This is a genomic window from Seohaeicola zhoushanensis, from assembly GCF_014656415.1.
In the GTDB taxonomy this organism is placed as follows: Bacteria; Pseudomonadota; Alphaproteobacteria; order Rhodobacterales; family Rhodobacteraceae; genus Seohaeicola_A; species Seohaeicola_A zhoushanensis.
In genome coordinates, this window is the sequence record NZ_BNCJ01000002.1 from 122949 (window position 1) to 142069 (window position 19121).

Consider the following 19121-nt stretch of genomic DNA (forward strand, 5'->3'; position numbering starts at 1 on the left):
CGCTTGTATCGCAACCGTTATCGGCCAAGACTGCCAGCCATGGCGCCGGAAACAGGCGCGAATCCGCACTCAAGGGGAGCAATCCGATGACACGTTTTGCCAAGCTGGCCATGGCCAGCGTGATGGCCATCACCGCGGGGCTCGGCGCTGCGCAGGCGCAGACCGCGATCACCGTGGCGATGCAGCTGGAACCGCCGCACCTCGACCCGACCAGCGCCGCGGCGCAGGCGATCGACTCGGTGCTCTATACCAATGTCTTCGAGGGTCTGACCAAGTTCCAGGGCGATGGCTCGATCGTGCCGGGCCTGGCGGAAAGCTGGGAGATTTCGGATGACGGCCTGGTCTATACCTTCCACCTGCATTCCGGCGTGAAGTTCCACGACGGCACCACGATGGATGGCGAGGACGTGAAGTTCAGCCTCGACCGTGCCCGCGCCGAGGACAGCACCAACGCGCAGAAGGCGCTCTTCGCCGCGATCAGCGATGTCACGGTGGTCGACCCGCTGACCGTCAAGGTCACGCTGAAAGAGCCGAATGGCCTGTTCCTCTTCAACATGGCCTGGGGCGACGCGGTGATCGTCGCGCCCGAGAGCATCGAGAACATCAAGTCGAACCCGGTCGGCACCGGCGCCTTCAAGTTCGTGAACTGGACCCAAGGCGACAAGATCGAGCTGGCGCGCAACCCCGACTACTGGGGCCCGGCACCGGCGCTTGAGAACGCGACCTTCAAGTTCATCTCCGACCCCACCGCCGCCTTCGCCGCGGTGATGGCCGAGGACGTCGACGTCTTCTCCGGCTTCCCGGCGCCGGAGAACCTGCCGCAGTTCGAGGCGGATCCGCGGTTCCAGGTGCTGGTCGGCTCGACCGAGGGCGAGACAATCTTGGCGATGAACAACAAGCGCCCGCCCTTCGACAACGTGAAGGTGCGCGAGGCGGTGGCCCATGCGATCGACCGGCAAGCGATCATCGACGGGGCGATGTATGGCTATGGCACGCCGATCGGCACCCATTTCGCGCCGCACAACCCGGACTATGTCGACCTGACCGCGCTGTCGAACTACGACCCGGAGAAGTCGAAGGCGCTGCTGGCCGAGGCCGGAATGGCCGATGGCTTCTCGACCACGCTGCACCTGCCGCCGCCCTCCTACGCGCGGCGCGGGGGCGAGATCATCGCGGCGCAGCTGGCGGCGGTCGGGATCAAGGCCGAGATCGTCAACGTGGAATGGGCGCAGTGGCTGGAGACGGTGTTCCGGGGCAAGGACTTCGGCCTGACCATCGTCAGCCATACCGAGCCGATGGACATCGGGATCTATGCCCGGCCCGATTACTACTTCCAGTATGACAACAAGGCCTTCCAGGACCTGATGGCCGAGCTGAACCGCACCACCGATCCGGCGAAGCGGAGCGAGATGCTGAAGCAGGCGCAGGAGATCATCGCGAAGGACTACGTGAACGGCTACCTGTTCCAGCTGGCCATGCTCTCGGTCGCCAAGGCCGGGATCGAGGGCCTCTGGGTCAACGCCCCGACGGCGGCGGTGGACCTGACCGTGGTGAAATGGGCGAAGTGATCGCCGTTCAGACGCAGGGGAAGGGGCCGGTTTCCGGCCCCTTTTTCGTCTCCGGAAGGGGCGTCCCAGCTGGGACGCCATTTAACCTGTTGTAATTGAATTTAAATTTCCAGGTGACTGTTGACGCCTGCCTGACGGAGCGCCTTGGGGTGGGCATCGGGGCCATTGGGGCGCTGCCCCCGCCGCGCCTGCGGCGCGCCTCCCCCGGAGGTACTTTTGAAGAAGAGAAGCGGGGGGCGGGGCGCGCTGCGGGTGGGGGAGGGGCTACAGTCGATGATCTCGGCGCCTTCGGCGATCTTGCAGGCGAGGCCTTCGCGCATCTCGCGCAGCTGATCGGGGGCGTGCCCGGCCCAGCCGGTCACCTCGGCGATGATGCGCAGCGGGGCGCGCGAGCGGAAGGAGAGGGTGGGGTTGCCGGGGAACTTCCTGTCGGTGAGGTTGGGGTCATCCTCGACCGGGCCGGTCGGTTCGACCACGTAGATGCGCCCCGGACCGTCGCCGCGCGCGAGTTCGGCGCCCCAGATGGCGGCGTCGAGGGTGGCGGTGAAATAGACCCAGGACAGCGGGTCGCCTTCGGAGAAGGCGGAGGGGTGGCCGACGACCATCTCGTCGCCGGGCTGCAGGGCGGCCTTGGTTCCGTGGAAGAAGGATTGGCAGAAGCGACTGGCGCGGGCTGGAGTGGTTGGGGCTGGCATGAAGGCTCCGGTGATTCAGATGGTGCCTGTGGCGGGCCGCCGGTGATGGGCATGGCGGGGCTGTCGGCCGCGGCAGGATATGGCGCGGGCCCCTGGCCGGGCAAAGGGGGAGGCGCGGGGGCGGCGGCGCCTTGCTGCCGTTGGGGCAGGTCGGCGCGGGCGGGTCATGGCCGAGCGGGGAAAAATCGTGGCAAGTCGGTCGATTCCCGGTTCACGAGGTCTTGAAGGTGAGCGCGTCTTCCCCAAATTGAAGGCAAGGCCTCATCCCTGACGCGCTGCCTGGCGGGCGTCGAATTCCAGAGGCGCTGATAAAGGAGATAGGCATGGACTTGAGCAAGTTCACCGAGCGGGCACGGGGATTCGTGCAGGCCGCCCAGACGATCGCGATGCGCGAAGGCCACCAGCGGCTGACGCCCGAGCACCTTCTGAAAGCATTGATGGACGACGAGCAGGGGCTGGCGAGCAATCTCATCACCCGTGCAGGCGGCGTGCCGTCGCGCGTTGTTGACGCGCTGACGCTGGCCATTGGCAAGATGCCCAAGGTTTCGGGCGATTCCGGGCAGGTCTATCTCGACTCGGTGACCGGCAAGGTGCTGGCCGAGGCAGAGGCGATTGCCAAGAAGGCGGGCGACAGCTTTGTCCCGGTCGAGCGGGTGCTGATGGCGCTCTGCATGGTGAAATCGGGCGCCAAGGACGCGCTGGATGCCGGTGCGGTCAATGCGCAGAAGCTGAACGCCGCGATCAACGACATCCGCAAGGGGCGCACCGCCGACTCGGCCACCGCCGAGGAGGGCTACGACGCGTTGAAGAAATACGCCCGCGACCTCACAGAGGCCGCCGAGCAGGGCAAGATCGACCCGATCATCGGCCGCGACGAGGAGATCCGTCGCGCCATGCAGGTGCTGAGCCGCCGCACCAAGAACAACCCGGTGCTGATCGGCGAGCCCGGCGTCGGCAAGACCGCCATCGCCGAGGGCCTGGCGCTGCGCATCGTCAATGGCGACGTGCCGGAGAGCCTGAAGAACAAGAAGCTGTTGGCGCTCGACATGGGCGCGCTGATCGCCGGCGCGAAGTATCGCGGCGAGTTCGAGGAGCGCCTCAAGGCGGTGCTGAACGAGGTCACCTCGGCGGCGGGCGAGATCATCCTCTTCATCGACGAGATGCACACGCTGGTCGGCGCGGGCAAGTCGGATGGCGCGATGGATGCGGCCAACCTCATCAAGCCGGCGCTGGCGCGGGGCGAGCTGCACTGCGTGGGCGCGACCACGCTCGACGAATACCGCAAGTATGTCGAGAAGGACGCGGCCCTGGCGCGGCGGTTCCAGCCGGTCATGGTGGATGAGCCGACGGTGGAGGACACCATCAGCATCCTGCGCGGGATCAAGGAGAAATACGAACTGCACCACGGCGTGCGCATCTCGGACTCGGCGCTGGTGGCGGCGGCGACGCTGTCGCATCGCTACATCACCGACCGCTTCCTGCCCGACAAGGCCATCGACCTGATGGACGAGGCGGCGAGCCGTCTGCGGATGGAGGTGGATTCCAAGCCCGAGGAGCTGGACCAGCTCGACCGGCAGATCCTGCAGATGCAGATCGAGGTCGAGGCGCTGAAGCTCGAGGATGACAAGGCGTCGAAGGACCGACTTGAGAAGCTGGAAGTCGATCTGGCGAACCTGCAGGAGCAGAGCGCCGAGATGACCGCCAAGTGGCAGGCCGAGCGTGACAAGCTGGCCGGCGCCCGCGACATCAAGGAGGCGCTGGACAAGGCGCGCGCCGAGCTGGAGCACGCCAAGCGCGAGGGCAACTTCGCCAAGGCGGGCGAGCTGCAATACGGCCGGATTCCCGAGCTGGAGAAGAAGCTCGAGACCGCCGAGCAGGGCGATGGCGACAAGATGGTCGAGGAAGCCGTGCGGCCCGAACAGATCGCCGCCGTGGTGGAGCGCTGGACCGGCATTCCGACCAGCAAGATGCTGGAGGGCGAGCGCGAGAAGCTGCTGCGCATGGAGGATGACCTGCATCGCCGGGTGATCGGCCAGAACGCGGCGGTGACTGCCGTTGCCAATGCGGTGCGCCGGGCGCGGGCCGGGCTGAACGACGAGAACCGGCCGCTCGGCTCGTTCCTCTTCCTCGGGCCGACCGGCGTGGGCAAGACCGAGTTGACCAAGGCGGTGGCCGAGTTCCTGTTCGACGACGAGAACGCCATGGTGCGGATCGACATGTCGGAGTTTATGGAGAAGCATTCGGTCGCCCGGCTGATCGGCGCGCCTCCGGGCTATGTCGGCTATGACGAGGGCGGCGTGCTGACCGAGGCGGTGCGGCGCAGGCCCTACCAGGTCGTGCTGTTCGACGAGGTCGAGAAGGCGCATCCGGACGTGTTCAACGTGCTGCTGCAGGTGCTGGACGACGGGGTGCTGACCGATGGCCAGGGCCACCGGGTCGACTTCAAGCAGACGCTGATCGTGCTGACGTCGAACCTGGGCGCGCAGGCGCTGAGCCAGCTGCCGGACGGGGCCGATGCCTCGGACGCCAAGCGTGACGTGATGGACGCGGTGCGGGCGCATTTCCGCCCCGAGTTCCTGAACCGCCTGGACGAGACGATCATCTTCGATCGCTTGCAGCGGCGCGACATGGATGCGATCGTCGAGATCCAGCTGAAGCGGCTGATGAAGCGGCTGGCGGGGCGGAAGATCACTCTCGACCTCGACCAGGCGGCGAAGAGCTGGCTGGCGGACGAGGGGTACGACCCGGTGTTCGGGGCGCGGCCGCTCAAGCGGGTGATCCAGCGCGCGCTGCAGAACCCGCTGGCCGAGATGCTGCTGGCCGGGGACATCCTCGACGGGACGGCGGTGCCGGTCACGGCCGGGGCCGACGGGCTGCTGATCGGCGATCGGGTGGCGGCCTCGAACCGCCCGCCGCCGCAGGACGCCGTGGTGCATTGATCGGAAAGGCCCCGCTTCGGCGGGGCCTTTTTCCTTTGGCCGGAGCCCCGCTGTACACGGGTTGACGGGGGCGGGCGCGCGGGAGTAAAGCACATCCACCACGTGGCGATTTGTTACCGGATTGCGGGCCACGCTAAACAACCGCTAAAAGGTCAGGATGAAAGGCCCCTTTCGCTTGACCGCGTCTGGGGCTTTTTCATTGTGCCCGCATGTGGGTCGGGCCGGAAGGATCGGATATGACTGACAAGTTGAGCAAGCGCACGAAGGCCGTGCACGCAGGCACCCGCCGCAGCCAGTATGGCGAGCTGAGCGAGGCCATCTTCCTCACCCAGGGCTTCGCCTATGACAGCGCCGAGCAGGCCGAGGCGCGGTTCATCAAGGCGGGGGATGACGAGTTCATCTATGCCCGCTACGGCAACCCGACGGTGCGGATGTTCGAGGAGCGCATCGCGGCGCTCGAGGGCACCGAGGACGCCTTCGCCACCGCCAGCGGCATGGCGGCGGTGAGCGGCACGCTGACCTCGATGCTGCGGGCGGGCGATCACGTGGTCTCCTCGCGCGCGCTGTTCGGGTCGTGCATCTATGTGCTGGAAGAGGTGCTGGGGCGCTATGGCGTCGAGGTGACCTTCGTCGACGGCACCGATCTCGACCAGTGGCGCGCGGCGGTGCGGCCGGGCACCAAGGCGGTGTTCTTCGAGTCGGTGTCGAACCCGACGCTGGAGATGATCGACATTGCCGCCGTGGCCGAGATCGCCCATGCGCAGGGCGCGCTGGTCATCGTCGACAACGTCTTTGCCACGCCGGTCTTCTCGGATGCGGTGGCGCAGGGGGCCGACGTGGTGGTCTATTCCGCGACAAAGCATATCGACGGCCAGGGCCGGGTGCTGGGCGGCGTGATCCTCGGCACGCGCGAGTTCATCCGCAAGACGGTCGAGCCCTACATGAAGCATACCGGCGGGTCGATGTCGCCGTTCAGCGCCTGGGTGCTGCTGAAGGGGCTGGAGACGATGAGCCTGCGGGTCAACGCGCAGGCGGCCACGGCGCAGAAGCTGGCCGAGGCGCTGGAAGGCCATGCGGCGCTGGAGCGGGTGATCTATCCGGGCCTCGCCGCGCATCCGCAGCATGAGCTCTGCAGGCGGCAGATGGGGCAGGGCGGCACGGTCATCGCCTTTGACATCAAGGGCGGGCAGGCGGCGGCATTTGCCTTCCTCAACGCGCTCGAGGTGGTGCTGATCTCGAACAACCTGGGCGACGCCAAGTCGATCATCACCCATCCCGCGACCACGACCCACCAGCGGCTGCCGGAGGATCAGAAGGTGACGCTGGGTATCACGCCGGGGCTGGTGCGGATGTCGGTGGGGATTGAGGATACCGATGACCTCATCGCCGACGTGCTGCAGGCGCTGGCGAAGGTTCCGGCCTGACGGATTACGCCCGGCGCCTTGGCACGCCGGGCGCGGGGCCTTAACCCCAGAGGCCCGCTTCGGGCGGGTGCGCGCCCCGGGCGTCGTAGAACAGCGGCACCTCGCGGTCCTCGGCAAGCAGCAGCGGCGCGTCGAGGTCGACGACCTCGGCGCCTTGAGCGACCAGCACCGCCGGGGCCATCGCCAGCGACGAGCCCATCATGCAGCCGACCATCACCTTGTAGCCCTGTGCCCGCGCAGCGTCGCGCAGCGCCAGCGCCTCGGTCAGGCCGCCGGTCTTGTCGAGCTTGATGTTCACCACGTCGTAGCGCCCCTTGAGCTTGGGCAGAGAGGCGCGGGTGTGGCAGCTTTCATCGGCGCAGACCGGCAGCGGCCGGGCGATACCGTCGAGGCCGGCGTCATCGGCGGCGGGCAGCGGCTGTTCCACCAGCTCGACGCCGAGGCCGGGCAGGACGGCGGCCATTTCCATGTAGGTGGCGACGGTCCAGCCCTCGTTGGCGTCGATCACGATGCGGGCATGGGGCGCGCCTTGGCGCACGGCGTGGATGCGCTCCACGTCGCCTTCGCCGCCCAGCTTGACCTTGAGCGTGCCATAACGCGCCGCCGCCTCGGCCGCCTTGGCGCGCATCTCGTCGGGCGAGCCGAGCGAGAGCGTGTAGACGGTTTCAACCGGCTTCGGCTCGGCCAGGCCGGCGAGTTGCCAGACCCGCTTGCCGGTGGCCTTGGCCTCCCAGTCCCAGAGCGCGCAGTCGACCGCGTTGCGCGCCGCGCCGGCGCGCATGGCACTCAGCAGGCCCTGGCGGTCGAGCCCGGCCTGGAGCTGCGGCATGATCGCGCGCACTTCCTCGGCGGAACTGGTGAGGGTCTCGTCATAGCGCGGGTAGGGCGTGCATTCGCCGCGCCCGAGGATGCCATCCTTTTCGATGGTGACGGTGAGCACCCAGGCCTCGGTGCGCACCCAGGGCGCGGCCTTGCCGCGCCCCGAGATGACGAAACTGCCGGCGATGCGAAAGCTTTCCTCGGCGGTCGTGATCTTCATATCGCGTCCAGCGCCTCGGCCAGGCGGTCGGCGCCCTGGCGGAACGGGTCGACGGCGGGCAGGCCCATGCGCTTCTCGACGGCTTCGAGGTAGCTCAGCGCCTCGTCCTCGCTCATGTGCTGGGTGTTGATCGAGATGCCGGTGACCTGGCATTTCGGATTGGCGACGCGGGCCAGCGGCAGCGCGGTGTCGCGCACCATTTCCAGCGTCGGCAGCTGGTAGCCGGGCAGGCCGCGCATATGGGCGCGCGAGGGCTCGTGGCAGATCACCAGCGCGTCGGGCTGGCCGCCGTGGATCAGCGCAAGCGTCACACCCGAGTAGGAGACGTGGTAGAGGCTGCCCTGGCCTTCGATCATGTCCCAGTGATCCTCGTCGTTGTCCGGCGTCAGGTATTCGATCGCGCCGGCCATGAAGTCTGCGATGACGGCGTCGAGCGGCACGCCCGAGCCGGTGATCAGGATGCCGGTCTGGCCGGTGGCGCGGAAAGTGCTCTTCTTGCCGCGCTTGCGCATGGCTTCGTCCAGCGCCAGCGTGGTGTACATCTTGCCGACCGAGCAGTCGGTGCCGACGGCCAGCAGCCGCTTGCCGGACCGCTTGACGCCATTGGCGATGGGATAGCCGACGGTGGGCACGCGCACGTCGTGCAGCGTGCGGCCGTGGGTCTGGGCGGCGGCGACCAGGTCGCCCTCGTCGCGCAGCAGGTTGTGCAGGCCCGAGGCGATGTCATAGCCCATCTCGATGGCCTCGATCAGCACCTTCTTCCACGAGGCGCTGATGATGCCGCCGCGGTTGGCCACGCCGACCACCAGCGTCTTGGCGCCCTTCTCGCGGGCTTCCGCGAGGGTCATGTCGTTCAGCTTCACGTCGGCGCCGCAGCCGGGCAGGCGGAACTGGCCGATGGCGTTCTGCGGGCGCCAGTCGCGGATGCCTTGGGCCACCTTGGCGGCCAGCTGGTCGGGAGCATCGCCCAGGAAGAGGAGGTAGGGGGTTTCGATCATGGCGCGGACTCCGTGTATTGATTCTGGGGCAGTCTAAAGCCTTGGCGCCGCAGTGGGTTTGCATAAACCGCCGCCCGGAGTGCGAGATGTGCATGCTTCTGCGGTCTTTACGCTGATTTGCCGAAGAATTTTGCGCTGGTTGCGCTGACGCCGCGCGGCTTGCTGCGTCGCGGTGAGCGGTTGCTGCGGGTGCACAATCGGCCTTGCGTGATGCGGCGCAACTTTGATACCTCGCAGGGGTAACGCGCGTAATTTCCTTGCGCGCCCAACCGGATCGGAGCCCTGCCCATGTCCTTTCGCCTGCAGCCCCTGCCGCCCGCCCGCCTCAACCGTTGCCAGTTGTTCGGCCCCGGCTCGAACACCAAGCTCTTCGCCAAGATGGCGGCCAGCGCGGCAGATGTGATCAACCTCGACCTCGAGGATTCGGTGGCGCCGAGCGACAAGGACACGGCGCGGGCCAACGTGATCGAGGCGATCGGCGCGGTGGACTGGGGGCGCAAGTCGCTGTCGGTGCGGATCAACGGGCTGGACACGCCCTTCTGGTATCGGGACGTGGTCGACCTGCTGGAGCAGGCGAGCGACCGGCTCGACATGATCATGATCCCGAAGGTGGGCTGTGCCGCCGACATCTATGCGGTGGATGCGCTGGTCACCTCGGTGGAGCGGGCCAAGGGCCGCAGCAAGCCGATCAAGTTCGAGGTGATCATCGAGAGCGCGGCGGGCATCGCCCATGTCGAGGAGATCGCCGCCGCCTCGCCGCGGCTGGAGGCGATGAGCCTGGGCGCCGCCGACTTTGCCGCCTCGATGGGGATGCAGACCACCGGCATCGGCGGCACGCAGGAAGATTACTACATGCTGCGCGAGGGGCAGAAATACTGGGCCGATCCCTGGCACTGGGCGCAGACCGCCATCGTCGCCGCCTGCCGCACCCATGGCGTTCTGCCGGTTGACGGGCCCTTCGGCGATTTCTCGGACGATGACGGCTTCCGCGCGCAGGCGCTGCGCTCGGCCACGCTGGGCATGGTCGGCAAGTGGGCGATTCACCCCAAGCAGATCGCCCTGGCCAACGAGGTCTTCACGCCGCCCGAGGCCAAGGTGGCCGAGGCGCGCGAGATCCTCGCCGCGATGGAAGAGGCCAAGCGAACCGGCGCGGGCGCCACGGTCTACAAGGGCCGCTTGGTCGATATCGCCTCGATCAAGCAGGCCGAGGTGATCGTGAAGCAGTCGGAGCTGATCGCGGCCGGCTGAGGCAAGCCGTTTTCCGGCGCGGAAAACGTCCGAATTCCTGCGAGGAATTCGGGCCCGGCGTGGTTGTTTTCCTCGCAGGAAAACAAGACGAAATCCTCGGAGGATTTCGGCAGCCTCAGGCGCGCAGGTCCTTGGGCGAGTCCATCACCACGTAGGTGGTGATGGCCGCCACATGCGGCAGGGTGCCCAGCACGTCGGTGTGGAAGGCCTTGTAGCTGGCGAGGTCGGCGGCCTCGACCCGGATGATATACTCGATGGTGCCGGTCACGTTGTGGCATTCCACCACCTCGGGGGACTGCGCCAGCGCCTTCTCGAAAGCGCTCATCGCCGCCTTGGTGTGCTCGCCCAGCCCGACGCCGAGATAGGCGACGAAGCCGATGCCGCGCGCGGCCGGGTTCAGCACGGCGCGATAGCCCGAGATCACGCCCGAGCGTTCGAGTTCCTGCACCCGGCGCAGGCAGGCCGAGGGGGACAGGCCGATGCGTTCGGCCAGGTCGAGGTTGCTGATCCGGCCGTTGCGCTGGAGTTCGCGCAATATCCGGTCGTCTGTTGCGTCGATCTTCGCCATTTGTTGCAGAGAATGGTCCTTGGCGCAGCATTTGGCAATTTCATTCGGTCGCTTTCCGGCAATCCTGCCGCAATGCTTGATCATCTTCTCGCCGGCCTCGTGCTCTTCGCCTTTGTCTCCTCGGTCACGCCGGGGCCGAACAACCTGATGCTGATGGCCTCGGGGGCCAATTTCGGCTTTCGCCGGACGATCCCGCACATGATGGGCATCTCGATCGGCTTCGCGGCGATGACCGTGGTGCTGGGCGCCGGGCTGGCGCGGGTCTTCGACGCGCTGCCGCCGGTCTACACGGTGCTGAAGGCGCTGGCGGTGGCCTACATGCTGTGGCTGGCCTGGAAGATCGCCCGCTCGGGGCCGGCGCAGGGCGGCGGCGCGCAGGCGCGGCCGATGACCTTCCTGCAGGCGGCGGCCTTCCAGTGGGTCAACCCAAAGGCGGTGGCCATGGCGATGACGGCGATCACCGCCTATACGCCCGACCGTGGCCTCGCCGCGGTGGCGCTGGTCGCCACCATCTTCGCGGTGGTCAACCTGCCCTCGGTCGGGGTCTGGACGGTGCTCGGCCAGCAGATGGCGCGCTTCCTGACCAGCCCGCGCCGGCTGATGGCCTTCAACGTCACCATGGCGCTGCTGCTGGTCACGGCGATCTGGCCGGTGATGCAGGCGGGGCCCGGCCTCTAGCCGCGCAGGGGCCGCTTGCCGAGTTGCATATGCGCCGCGCCCCGTCCATATAGGGGAAAATGACAAGAACGGGGCACCCCGGATGACCCAATACCTGGATTTCGAGAAACCGCTGGCAGAGATCGAAGGCAAGGCGGCCGAGTTGCGCGCCCTTGCGCGCGGCGATTCCTCGGTCGATTTCGCCGACGAGGCGCAGGCGCTCGACACCAAGGCGGCGCAGCTGCTGGAAGATCTCTACAAGACCCTGTCGCCCTGGCGGAAGTGCCAGGTGGCGCGGCATCCCGACCGGCCGCATTGCCGCGACTACATCGACCAGCTGTTCACCGAATACACGCCGCTGGCCGGCGACCGCAATTTCGCCGACGACCATGCGGTCATGGGCGGTCTGGCGCGGTTCGAGGACAAGCCGGTCATGGTGATCGGCCACGAGAAGGGCCATGACACCAAGTCGCGCATCGAGCGGAACTTCGGCATGGCGCGGCCCGAGGGCTATCGCAAGGCGATCCGGCTGATGCAGATGGCCGGCCGCTTCGGCCTGCCGGTGATCACCCTCGTCGACACGCCTGGCGCCTATCCGGGCAAGGGCGCGGAAGAGCGCGGCCAGTCCGAGGCCATCGCGCGGGCCACCGAGGCCTGCCTGCAGATCCCGGTGCCGCTGGTCTCGGTCATCATCGGCGAGGGCGGCTCGGGCGGGGCGGTGGCCTTCGCCACGGCGAACCGCGTGGCGATGCTGGAACATTCGGTCTATTCGGTCATCAGCCCCGAGGGATGCGCCTCGATCCTGTGGAAGGATGCCGAGAAGATGATCGAGGCCGCCGAGGCGCTGCGGCTGACCGCGCAGGACCTGCAGGGGCTGGGCGTGATCGACCGGATCATCCCCGAACCCAGGGGCGGCGCGCATCGTGACAAGGCCAACACGGTCAAGGCCGTGGGCAAGGCCATCGGCACCATGCTGGGCGAGCTGAAGAAGAAGGACGGGGCGGCACTGGTCAAGGACCGCCGCCAGAAGTTCCTGTCGATGGGCTCGAAGGGTCTGGCGGCCTGAGGCCGGGTCCGGCGTCGGGGTGCGCGATGAATGCGCACCCTACGTGATGCTGTCCATGTTGGCGAAGAACTCGTCGCGATGGTTGCTCTTCGGGAAGGGCTCTTCCGGTACGGATGCGCCGAGGAAGGCGCAGAGCGGGCCCCAGCCCTCCAGCGGCGAGAAGACCAGCAGCCGCTCGGGCGGCAGGCTGGCCTTGACCTCGGCCTCATGCGCCTTGAACTTGGCGATCAGCGTCTCGGGGCTCCAGTCCTCGCCCAGGCTGCGGATCACCGCGCGCCGCGCCATGCGGCTGACGGGCCGGGCCACTTCGGGCACGGCCTCGGGGTCGCCGATCACCTGCAGGATGGTCTCGGAGATGCTGGCGCACCAGCTTTCCGGGCTGCGCGTGGTCAGGATGAATTTGGCTTCGGGATAGGCCGCGGCCAGTTCGCGCCAGAAGCCCGCGACCGGCCAGTCCACCGCCGAGCGGTTGCCCTCGAAGAGCGCCGGCCAGTCCGGCCGGCCGTCGAGCGCCGCCGACCAGAGCGGCACCAGCCGGTCCTGGTCGTGGGCCACTTCCCACATGTGGTGACAGGTCCCGTAGCCGAGCCGTTCGAGCGCGAGTTTCAGGGAATTGGTGGCCGTGCGGCCCCATCCGGCGCCGATGATTGCCAGTGTCATGAATGTTGTACCTCCCCCCAGGCGGACGGGGACGTGGACGTCCCGTCCATCAGCGTAGTCTGGAACCCGTTGCCGGGTTGCGTCAACGTACCTTTCACGTCGGGGTTCGACGGGCCGGGGCCTTGCCTGCCGCAAGGGGCGCGCCTATCTGGGGAGCGTCCTGGGGCCGCGCGCCTCATGCGATGGAGACTTGATGCAAGAGACCCGGTCAGAGGTCCGTTCCTGAGAGGCAGCCGCCTTCGGGAACAGGAGTAGCCGCAAGGACGCCCAGGCGAAACGCTGGGCGGCCCTTTTTGCTCTGATCTCATGACATCGGGACATTCCGTTGAACATCTCCAAACACGAACAGCGTGTTCTGCACGAACTCGCGCTGGGCGGCGCCATCCACTTCGAACGCCGGGAAAACGGCAAGATCCACAGCGTCACCTGCTACACCCGCGAGGGGCACATCCTGGGCGAGTGCACTCTCGATCTGTTCCACCGCCTGCACCGGAGGGGGTTCCTCCAGTCGCGCAACGGCCGGCCCTACCGGGCCTCGCGGCTTGGCATCACCTCGGTTCGGGCTCAGCTGAACCAGAGGTAGGCCCAGGCCCCCGCCGGTCTTCCCGGCGGGGGCCATCGTATCAGCCGAGCACCGCCTGCAGCGTCTTGCGGATCGGCGTGGTGGGGTGGCCGATCAGGCGCGAGAGGTCGTGGCTGTTGGTCGCCAGCGCCCCCTTCGCGGCCTTGGCGTCGCTGTCGGCGAGGACGGCCGCGAAGGCGGCCGGCAGGCCGGCGCCGACCAGCGCGTCGCGGTAGGCGGCTTCGGGCATGTCGACATAGGCGATCCGGCGGCCCGCCAGCTCGGACAGGATCGAGGCGTATTCGGCCAGGGTGAAGCCCTCGTCGCCGCCAAGTTCATAGGTCTTGCCCTCGTGCCCCTTGCCGGCGAGCACGCGGGCCGCGGCCTCGGCGTAATCGGCGCGCGAGGCGGTGGCGAAGCGCCCCGCGCCGGCTGCGCCGAAGTGCTGGCCGATGGAGAGCGCCTGGGCGGCGGTGCCGGTGATGTTCTCGGAATACCAGCCGTTGCGCAGGATGGCGAAGGGGAGGCCGCTGTCGCGCAGGGCGTCCTCGGTGGCGAGATGCTCTTCGGCGAGCGCCATGCCGCCGGTCTCGGCGTTGAGGATCGAGGTATAGGCGATGAAGCCGACGCCCGCCTCCCTGGCGGCCGCGATCACATTGGCGTGCTGCGGCGCGCGCCGCCCGACCTCGGAGGAGGAGATCAGCAGCATCCGGTCGACCCCGGCCAGCGCGGCGCGCAGGTTCGCGGGGTTCTCGTAGTCGGCGAGGCGGGCGGTGATGCCCTCGGCCGCATAGGCCGCGCGGGCCTTTTCTGTGCGCACCAGCGCGATGATGCTGTCGAGGGGCACCAGTTCCGCGAGTTGCGCGATCACCAGCCTGCCAAGTTGCCCGGATGCACCGGTCACGAGATAGGTCGCCATGGTCTGTTCCTTTCCGGTCTCGAATCGAATACTAGTCTCATTTGGAGACCTTTGCGGCCCCTGACAAGGAGGCAGTATTTGGTCACAAGGTAACAACGAGGGATCCTGACCGTGCGAAACACCACCGATGGCCGGCTCGAAGCCTGGCGTATCCAGGGCTTCGATCCGGCCAATTGCCCCGTGCGGCAGGTGCTGGACCATGTCTCGGCGAAGTGGCCGACGCTGGTGCTGATGGAGCTGGGCAACGGCCCGCAGCGGTTCAACGCGCTGTTCCGTGGGCTGCCAGATATCTCGAAGCGGATGCTGGCGCAGTCGCTGCGCGATCTCGAGCGCGACGGGCTGGTGCGGCGCGAGGTGCACGACACGAAGCCGCCGGGGGTGAGCTACAGCCTGACGCCGATGGGGCAGTCGTTCCTGGCGCGGATCCTCACGCTGGTCGACTGGGCGGACGAGCACATGCCGGCGATCCTGGTGGCGCGCGAGGCCTTCGGCGCGGAGGCGTAGGCAGGGGCCTTATCGCTGGGGGGATCAGTCCCGCGGCGCGGTTTTCGCCTGCCGGGCCTCGAACCGCTCCCAGACGTCCATCCGCCCCTTCTGGCGGGCATCCGCCAGCCAGAGTTTCCGGCGCGCATCGGCGGTTTCCATCGGAAGATAAACGCCGCCGGAGAATTTCGGCCAATCAATTGCCAGGCCGCGCTTTACCATTTCCGCCGAAAGGTCGCGGCCGTCCTCGAGCCGGCATTTCGCAACCATGCGGCCGTGGACATCCTCGTCGGTGATTTCCGCAGTGATTGTCTGGCCTTTGCATAGCGCGATCAGGGCCCATTTGGCATTCTTGCCATGGGGATGGCTGATTTCCGGAGCGTCGATGCCGAACAGGCGGATCTGGGTGCTTTCGATAACGATGGTATCGCCATCGACGATACGGGCCCGTCCCCGCAGGATTCGGGGCGATGCAACCGGGTGCGAGGTCGTGGAATCGAAGGGCGGCGGTGGTTCAGGCAGGTTGCGTGACGCATCGTGTCCGTCGGCACGCGCGCGGCGCTGTCTGGCAAAATCCTCGGTGAATGCGTCGCGCGGGCGAAAGCCACGGTTCCTGCGCCGCGACGGCAACCGCACCAGCCGGATTGCGACGAAGATCCCCCCGATGATTATCAGAATTACCGGTTCCAATGTTTCTCATATTTCCTTTGGGCATCGTGATGAAAACATCTTGGTATTGGTGATTCAGTGATATTCAGAATGTGCCCGTAAATCGGCAAAGTCAAATTGAATGATGAGTAATCCGTTTCGGCAACTCAGCAAGGGGCCGTTTCAACGGATGTTGCCTGCTTCCGCCCTGCCTCAGCCTTCCTTCTTCGGCAGATGGTCGGCCAATTCCACCCAGGGCAGGCGTTCTTCCCAATGCACATGGCCCTGCGGCGCGAAATCGGCGGCATCGTCGAGCAGGGCGGCGTAGAAGTGGACCTCGTCGGGGTAGCGGTCGGCCTGGAAGGCCACCGGCGCGCCGCAGGTGCCGCAGAACAGCCGCCGGACGCCGGGGCTGGAGTGGTAGACCTTCGGCGCGGCCCCGGTCCAGCGCCAGGCGCCGTTGGGCACGCCCATGAAGGTAGTGAAGGGCGAGGCGGTCTGGCGGCGGCAGCTTTCGCAATGGCAATGCGCCCGCCAGTTCTCGGGGCCGTCATAGGCGAAGGTCACTCCGCCGCAGAGGCAATGTCCGGTGCGCATGGCCGGTCTCCCCTGGTTGCGACTCGATCCACCCTAGCAGAGAGAGAGGAAATCGGCTAAGCCCGCGCCTTCTCAACCCCGGATGGACCGCCATGACCACGAGAGCCGGATTTGTCGCCCTGATCGGCGAGCCCAACGCGGGCAAGTCGACCCTGCTTAACCGCATGGTCGGGGCCAAGGTCTCGATCGTCACCCACAAGGTGCAGACGACGCGCGCGCGGATCCGCGGCGTGGCGATGGCGGGCGAGAGCCAGATCGTCTTCGTCGACACGCCGGGCCTGTTCCAGCCGCGCCGCCGGCTCGACCGGGCGATGGTCGCCGCCGCCTGGAGCGGGGCGGCGGATGCCGACGTGGTGGTCTTGCTGATCGAGGCGCATCGCGGGATCACCGACGGGGTGAACCGCATCCTCGAGCGGCTGCCCGAGGTGGCCGGCGGGCGCAAGGTTGCGCTGGCGATCAACAAGATCGACCGGGTCAAGGCCGAGTCGCTGCTGGCGCTGACCAAGGAGATGAACGAGCGGTACGCTTTCGCCGAGACCTTCCTGATCTCGGCCGAGAAGGGCCACGGCGTCGAGGCGCTGCGCGACTGGCTGGCCGGCGAGGTGCCCGAGGGGCCCTGGCTCTATCCCGAGGACCAGATCGCCGACCTGCCGATGCGGATGATCGCCGCCGAGATGACCCGCGAGAAGCTCACCTTGCGGCTGCACCAGGAACTGCCCTACCAGCTGACCGTCGAGACCGAGATGTGGGAAGAGCGCAAGGACGGCTCGGCCCGGATCGACCAGGTGGTCTACTTGGTGCGCGACGGCCACAAGGGTATCGTTCTGGGCCACAAGGGCGAGACGATCAAGGCGGTGAGCAAGGCCGCGCGCGAGGAGCTGGAGGAGTTCCTGGGGCGCAAGGTGCACCTCTTCCTGCAGGTCAAGGTGCGGCCGAACTGGCTGGAGGAGTCGGACCGCTACACCGAGATGGGGCTCGATTTCAAGGACGGCAACTGAGGCATGACCCGGCTCGCCACCGAGTTCTGGGTTAAGGCCTATCTCGCCCGGCTGCGGCTTCAGGGCATCGCCGGCTACGTGATGGCCCATGGCGACGATGTCGCTGGCGCGGTGCTGGTCAAGCTGAACACGCTGGACGGGAAGGCGGTGGCGTTCCAGCGCAGCTTCGACCTCGCCGCCGGCACGCGGATCTGGGTCGAACTGGCCCGCGGCGCCGAGGCCGAGGTGGACGCGGCACTGAGCCGGCAACGCGGCTTCGACCCGGATGCCTGGGTGATCGAGGTCGAGGACCGCGCCGGGCGGCACCTGCTGAACGAGGCCGGGCTCTCGGAGTGAGCTGGCCGGGCACGGCGGGGTGAACCCCGCCCTACGCGCCTGCCGGGTGTCCACGCCTTTTGGCTGCTGGCGCATTGGGGGCGCTGCCCCCGTCTTCCTGCGGTCGACTCCCCTGGAGATATTTGGAAAGAAGAGAAATCAGGAACGCGCGCCTGCTGCTTCTCTTCTTTCCAAATAGTCCCGTCCGGGATCTGCCAAACGCGCGCGTTCCGGCAGGGGCGTAGGGCGGGGTTCACCCCGCCGTCGCCTGTCGCGCTGGACAAATCGGCGTTCCTGTGACACCACGCGCGCGCAATCAGGAGCCTGCTGCCCATGACCGTCACCACCCGTTTCGCCCCTTCGCCGACCGGATATATCCACATCGGCAACCTGCGGGCTGCCCTGATGAACTTCCTGATCGCCCGCAAGGCCGGCGGCACCTTCATCCTGCGCATCGACGATACCGACCCGGAGCGCAGCAAGGAGGAATATGTCGACGCGCTGAAAGAGGACCTGACCTGGCTCGGGTTGCACTGGGACCGGATCGAGCGGCAATCGCTGCGGCTGGACCGCTATGCCGCCGCCGCCGAGGAGCTGCGCGGCATGGGCCGGATGTACGAGGCCTTCGAGACCCCGACCGAGCTGGACCTCAAGCGCAAGAAGCAGCTGAACATGGGCAAGCCGCCGGTTTATGACCGGGCGGCGCTGGCGCTCTCCGAGGAGGAGCAGACCGGGCTGCGCGCCGAGCGGGGCAACGGCGTCTGGCGCTTCCTGCTCGACCAGGAGCGGATCGAGTGGAACGACGGCATTCTCGGGCCGATCTCGATCGATGCGGCCTCGGTTTCGGATCCGGTGCTGATCAAGGCCGACGGGCAGGTGCTCTATACCTTTGCCTCGGTGGTCGATGACGTCGAGATGGGGGTGACCCATATCGTGCGCGGCGCCGACCATGTGACCAATACCGCCACCCAGATCCAGATCATCAACACCCTGGGCGGCACGCCGCCGCAGTTCGCGCACCATTCGTTGCTGACCGGCCCCCAGGGCGAGGCGCTGTCCAAGCGGCTCGGCACCCTGTCGCTGCGCGACCTGCGGGCGCGGGGGATCGAGCCGATGGCGCTGCTGAGCCTGATGGCGCGGCTTGGCTCGTCCGACCCGATCGAGCTGCAGCGCGACATGGGCAAGCTGATCGACGGTTTCGACGTCACCCGTTTCGGCTCGGCGCCGACCAAGTTCGACGAAGCCGACCTGCTGCCGCTGACCGCGCATTACCTGCAGGGCACCCCGCTGGAAGAGGTGCGGTCGCAGATCGATGCCCTGGGCGTGCCGGCCGACAAGGCCGAGGCCTTTTGGCTGATGGCGCGGGACAATATCTCGACCCTCAACGACCTTGACCAGTGGTGGACGCTCTGCCGCGACGGGGCCGAGCCGCTGGTGGCCGAGGAGGATGCCGAGTTCGTTTCCCAGGCGCTGGCGATGCTGCCGCCGCAGCCCTTCGGGCCCTCGACCTGGTCGGAGTGGACCAATGCCGTCAAGGCCGCCACCGGGCGCAAGGGCCGGGGCCTGTTCATGCCGCTGCGGCGGGCGCTGACCGGCATGGACCACGGCCCCGAGATGGCGGCGCTGATGCCGCTGCTGCAGGTCGTGCGCGGCCGCTGAGCCGCCCTTCCGGACACGTTCGCGTGAGATCGAGCCGCCCGCCGGAGCCTTCCGGCGGGCGGTTGCCTTTTTTGCCGC

Annotated in this window: 18 protein-coding genes, 1 pseudogene and 1 riboswitch; of the genes and pseudogenes, 11 read left to right on the top strand and 8 right to left on the bottom strand. The window is 67.4% G+C overall.

Annotated features, from left to right (window positions below; genetic code table 11):
- Positions 1 to 86 precede the first annotated feature (86 nt).
- Positions 87 to 1568 carry an ABC transporter substrate-binding protein gene (locus tag IE266_RS04610; RefSeq protein ID WP_189678879.1) on the top strand — a complete coding sequence of 494 codons (1482 nt, stop codon included), beginning with the start codon at positions 87 to 89 and terminating at the stop codon, positions 1566 to 1568.
- 269 nt (positions 1569 to 1837) lie between these two features.
- On the opposite strand, the pseudogene arr reads toward IE266_RS04610, so the two are convergent.
- Positions 1838 to 2263 (bottom strand): annotated as a pseudogene (gene arr / locus IE266_RS04615) (NAD(+)--rifampin ADP-ribosyltransferase); the annotation flags it as partial.
- Positions 2264 to 2586: 323 nt separating this feature from the next.
- On the opposite strand from arr, the gene clpB reads away from it, so the two are divergent.
- Together clpB and metZ are read left to right on the top strand one after the other, a co-directional pair.
- A complete protein-coding gene (gene clpB / locus IE266_RS04620) occupies positions 2587 to 5202 on the top strand; it encodes an ATP-dependent chaperone ClpB (protein ID WP_189678881.1) in 2616 nt (871 codons plus the stop codon).
- Between the two features lie 92 nt (positions 5203 to 5294).
- A riboswitch (SAM riboswitch) is annotated at positions 5295 to 5370 on the top strand.
- A gap of 68 nt (positions 5371 to 5438) precedes the next feature.
- Positions 5439 to 6626 (top strand): O-succinylhomoserine sulfhydrylase, encoded by a 1188-nt coding sequence (metZ, locus tag IE266_RS04625; RefSeq protein ID WP_189678882.1) that lies wholly within the window; start codon positions 5439 to 5441, stop codon positions 6624 to 6626.
- 40 nt (positions 6627 to 6666) lie between these two features.
- Here the strand turns inward: metZ and dgcA are convergent, their stop codons facing one another.
- A complete protein-coding gene (dgcA, locus tag IE266_RS04630) occupies positions 6667 to 7665 on the bottom strand; it encodes an N-acetyl-D-Glu racemase DgcA (protein ID WP_189678883.1) in 999 nt (332 codons plus the stop codon).
- The gene (gene dgcN / locus IE266_RS04635) at positions 7662 to 8663 is read right to left on the bottom strand and encodes an N-acetyltransferase DgcN (RefSeq protein WP_189678884.1); all 1002 of its coding nucleotides are present in this window, start codon (positions 8661 to 8663) and stop codon (positions 7662 to 7664) included. The genes dgcA and dgcN overlap by 4 nt, the downstream gene beginning before the upstream one ends.
- A gap of 288 nt (positions 8664 to 8951) precedes the next feature.
- Here dgcN and IE266_RS04640 point away from each other — a divergent pair, with 288 nt between their 5' ends.
- On the top strand, positions 8952 to 9911 hold the full coding sequence (locus IE266_RS04640; RefSeq protein ID WP_189678885.1) for an L-malyl-CoA/beta-methylmalyl-CoA lyase: 960 nt from the start codon (positions 8952 to 8954) through the stop codon (positions 9909 to 9911).
- 115 nt (positions 9912 to 10026) lie between these two features.
- Here the strand turns inward: IE266_RS04640 and IE266_RS04645 are convergent, their stop codons facing one another.
- Positions 10027 to 10479 (bottom strand): Lrp/AsnC family transcriptional regulator, encoded by a 453-nt coding sequence (locus IE266_RS04645; RefSeq protein ID WP_189678886.1) that lies wholly within the window; start codon positions 10477 to 10479, stop codon positions 10027 to 10029.
- A 72-nt stretch (positions 10480 to 10551) separates the two neighbouring features.
- On the opposite strand from IE266_RS04645, the gene IE266_RS04650 reads away from it, so the two are divergent.
- Both IE266_RS04650 and IE266_RS04655 read left to right on the top strand, forming a co-directional pair.
- Entirely contained in the window at positions 10552 to 11157 is a 606-nt protein-coding gene (locus IE266_RS04650; RefSeq protein ID WP_189678887.1) for a LysE family translocator, read from the top strand.
- Positions 11158 to 11239: 82 nt separating this feature from the next.
- On the top strand, positions 11240 to 12202 hold the full coding sequence (locus IE266_RS04655; protein WP_189678888.1) for an acetyl-CoA carboxylase carboxyltransferase subunit alpha: 963 nt from the start codon (positions 11240 to 11242) through the stop codon (positions 12200 to 12202).
- Positions 12203 to 12241: 39 nt separating this feature from the next.
- Here IE266_RS04655 and IE266_RS04660 read toward each other — a convergent pair whose 3' ends face one another.
- Entirely contained in the window at positions 12242 to 12862 is a 621-nt protein-coding gene (locus tag IE266_RS04660; RefSeq protein WP_189678889.1) for a sulfotransferase family protein, read from the bottom strand.
- 325 nt (positions 12863 to 13187) lie between these two features.
- Between IE266_RS04660 and IE266_RS04665 the strand changes: the two genes are divergently transcribed.
- Positions 13188 to 13445: a YjhX family toxin gene (locus IE266_RS04665; protein ID WP_189678890.1), complete on the top strand. Its 258-nt coding sequence runs from the start codon at positions 13188 to 13190 to the stop codon at positions 13443 to 13445.
- 40 nt (positions 13446 to 13485) lie between these two features.
- On the opposite strand, the gene IE266_RS04670 is transcribed toward IE266_RS04665, so the two are convergent.
- Entirely contained in the window at positions 13486 to 14343 is an 858-nt protein-coding gene (locus tag IE266_RS04670; RefSeq protein ID WP_189678891.1) for an SDR family oxidoreductase, read from the bottom strand.
- 111 nt (positions 14344 to 14454) lie between these two features.
- On the opposite strand from IE266_RS04670, the gene IE266_RS04675 reads away from it, so the two are divergent.
- A complete protein-coding gene (locus tag IE266_RS04675) occupies positions 14455 to 14847 on the top strand; it encodes a winged helix-turn-helix transcriptional regulator (RefSeq protein ID WP_189678892.1) in 393 nt (130 codons plus the stop codon).
- A gap of 24 nt (positions 14848 to 14871) precedes the next feature.
- Here IE266_RS04675 and IE266_RS26830 read toward each other — a convergent pair whose 3' ends face one another.
- Positions 14872 to 15516 carry a thermonuclease family protein gene (locus tag IE266_RS26830; protein WP_229863896.1) on the bottom strand — a complete coding sequence of 215 codons (645 nt, stop codon included), beginning with the start codon at positions 15514 to 15516 and terminating at the stop codon, positions 14872 to 14874.
- A gap of 171 nt (positions 15517 to 15687) precedes the next feature.
- A complete protein-coding gene (locus IE266_RS04685; protein WP_189678893.1) occupies positions 15688 to 16071 on the bottom strand; it encodes a GFA family protein in 384 nt (127 codons plus the stop codon).
- A 92-nt stretch (positions 16072 to 16163) separates the two neighbouring features.
- Here IE266_RS04685 and era point away from each other — a divergent pair, with 92 nt between their 5' ends.
- From era to gltX, 3 genes are all read left to right on the top strand, one after another.
- Complete coding sequence (gene era, locus IE266_RS04690; protein ID WP_189678894.1) at positions 16164 to 17069, top strand: GTPase Era; 906 nt, start codon at positions 16164 to 16166, stop codon at positions 17067 to 17069.
- Positions 17070 to 17072: 3 nt separating this feature from the next.
- Positions 17073 to 17405: a DUF1491 family protein gene (locus IE266_RS04695; RefSeq protein WP_189678895.1), complete on the top strand. Its 333-nt coding sequence runs from the start codon at positions 17073 to 17075 to the stop codon at positions 17403 to 17405.
- A 312-nt stretch (positions 17406 to 17717) separates the two neighbouring features.
- On the top strand, positions 17718 to 19043 hold the full coding sequence (gene gltX, locus IE266_RS04700) for a glutamate--tRNA ligase (RefSeq protein WP_189678896.1): 1326 nt from the start codon (positions 17718 to 17720) through the stop codon (positions 19041 to 19043).
- Positions 19044 to 19121 lie beyond the last annotated feature (78 nt).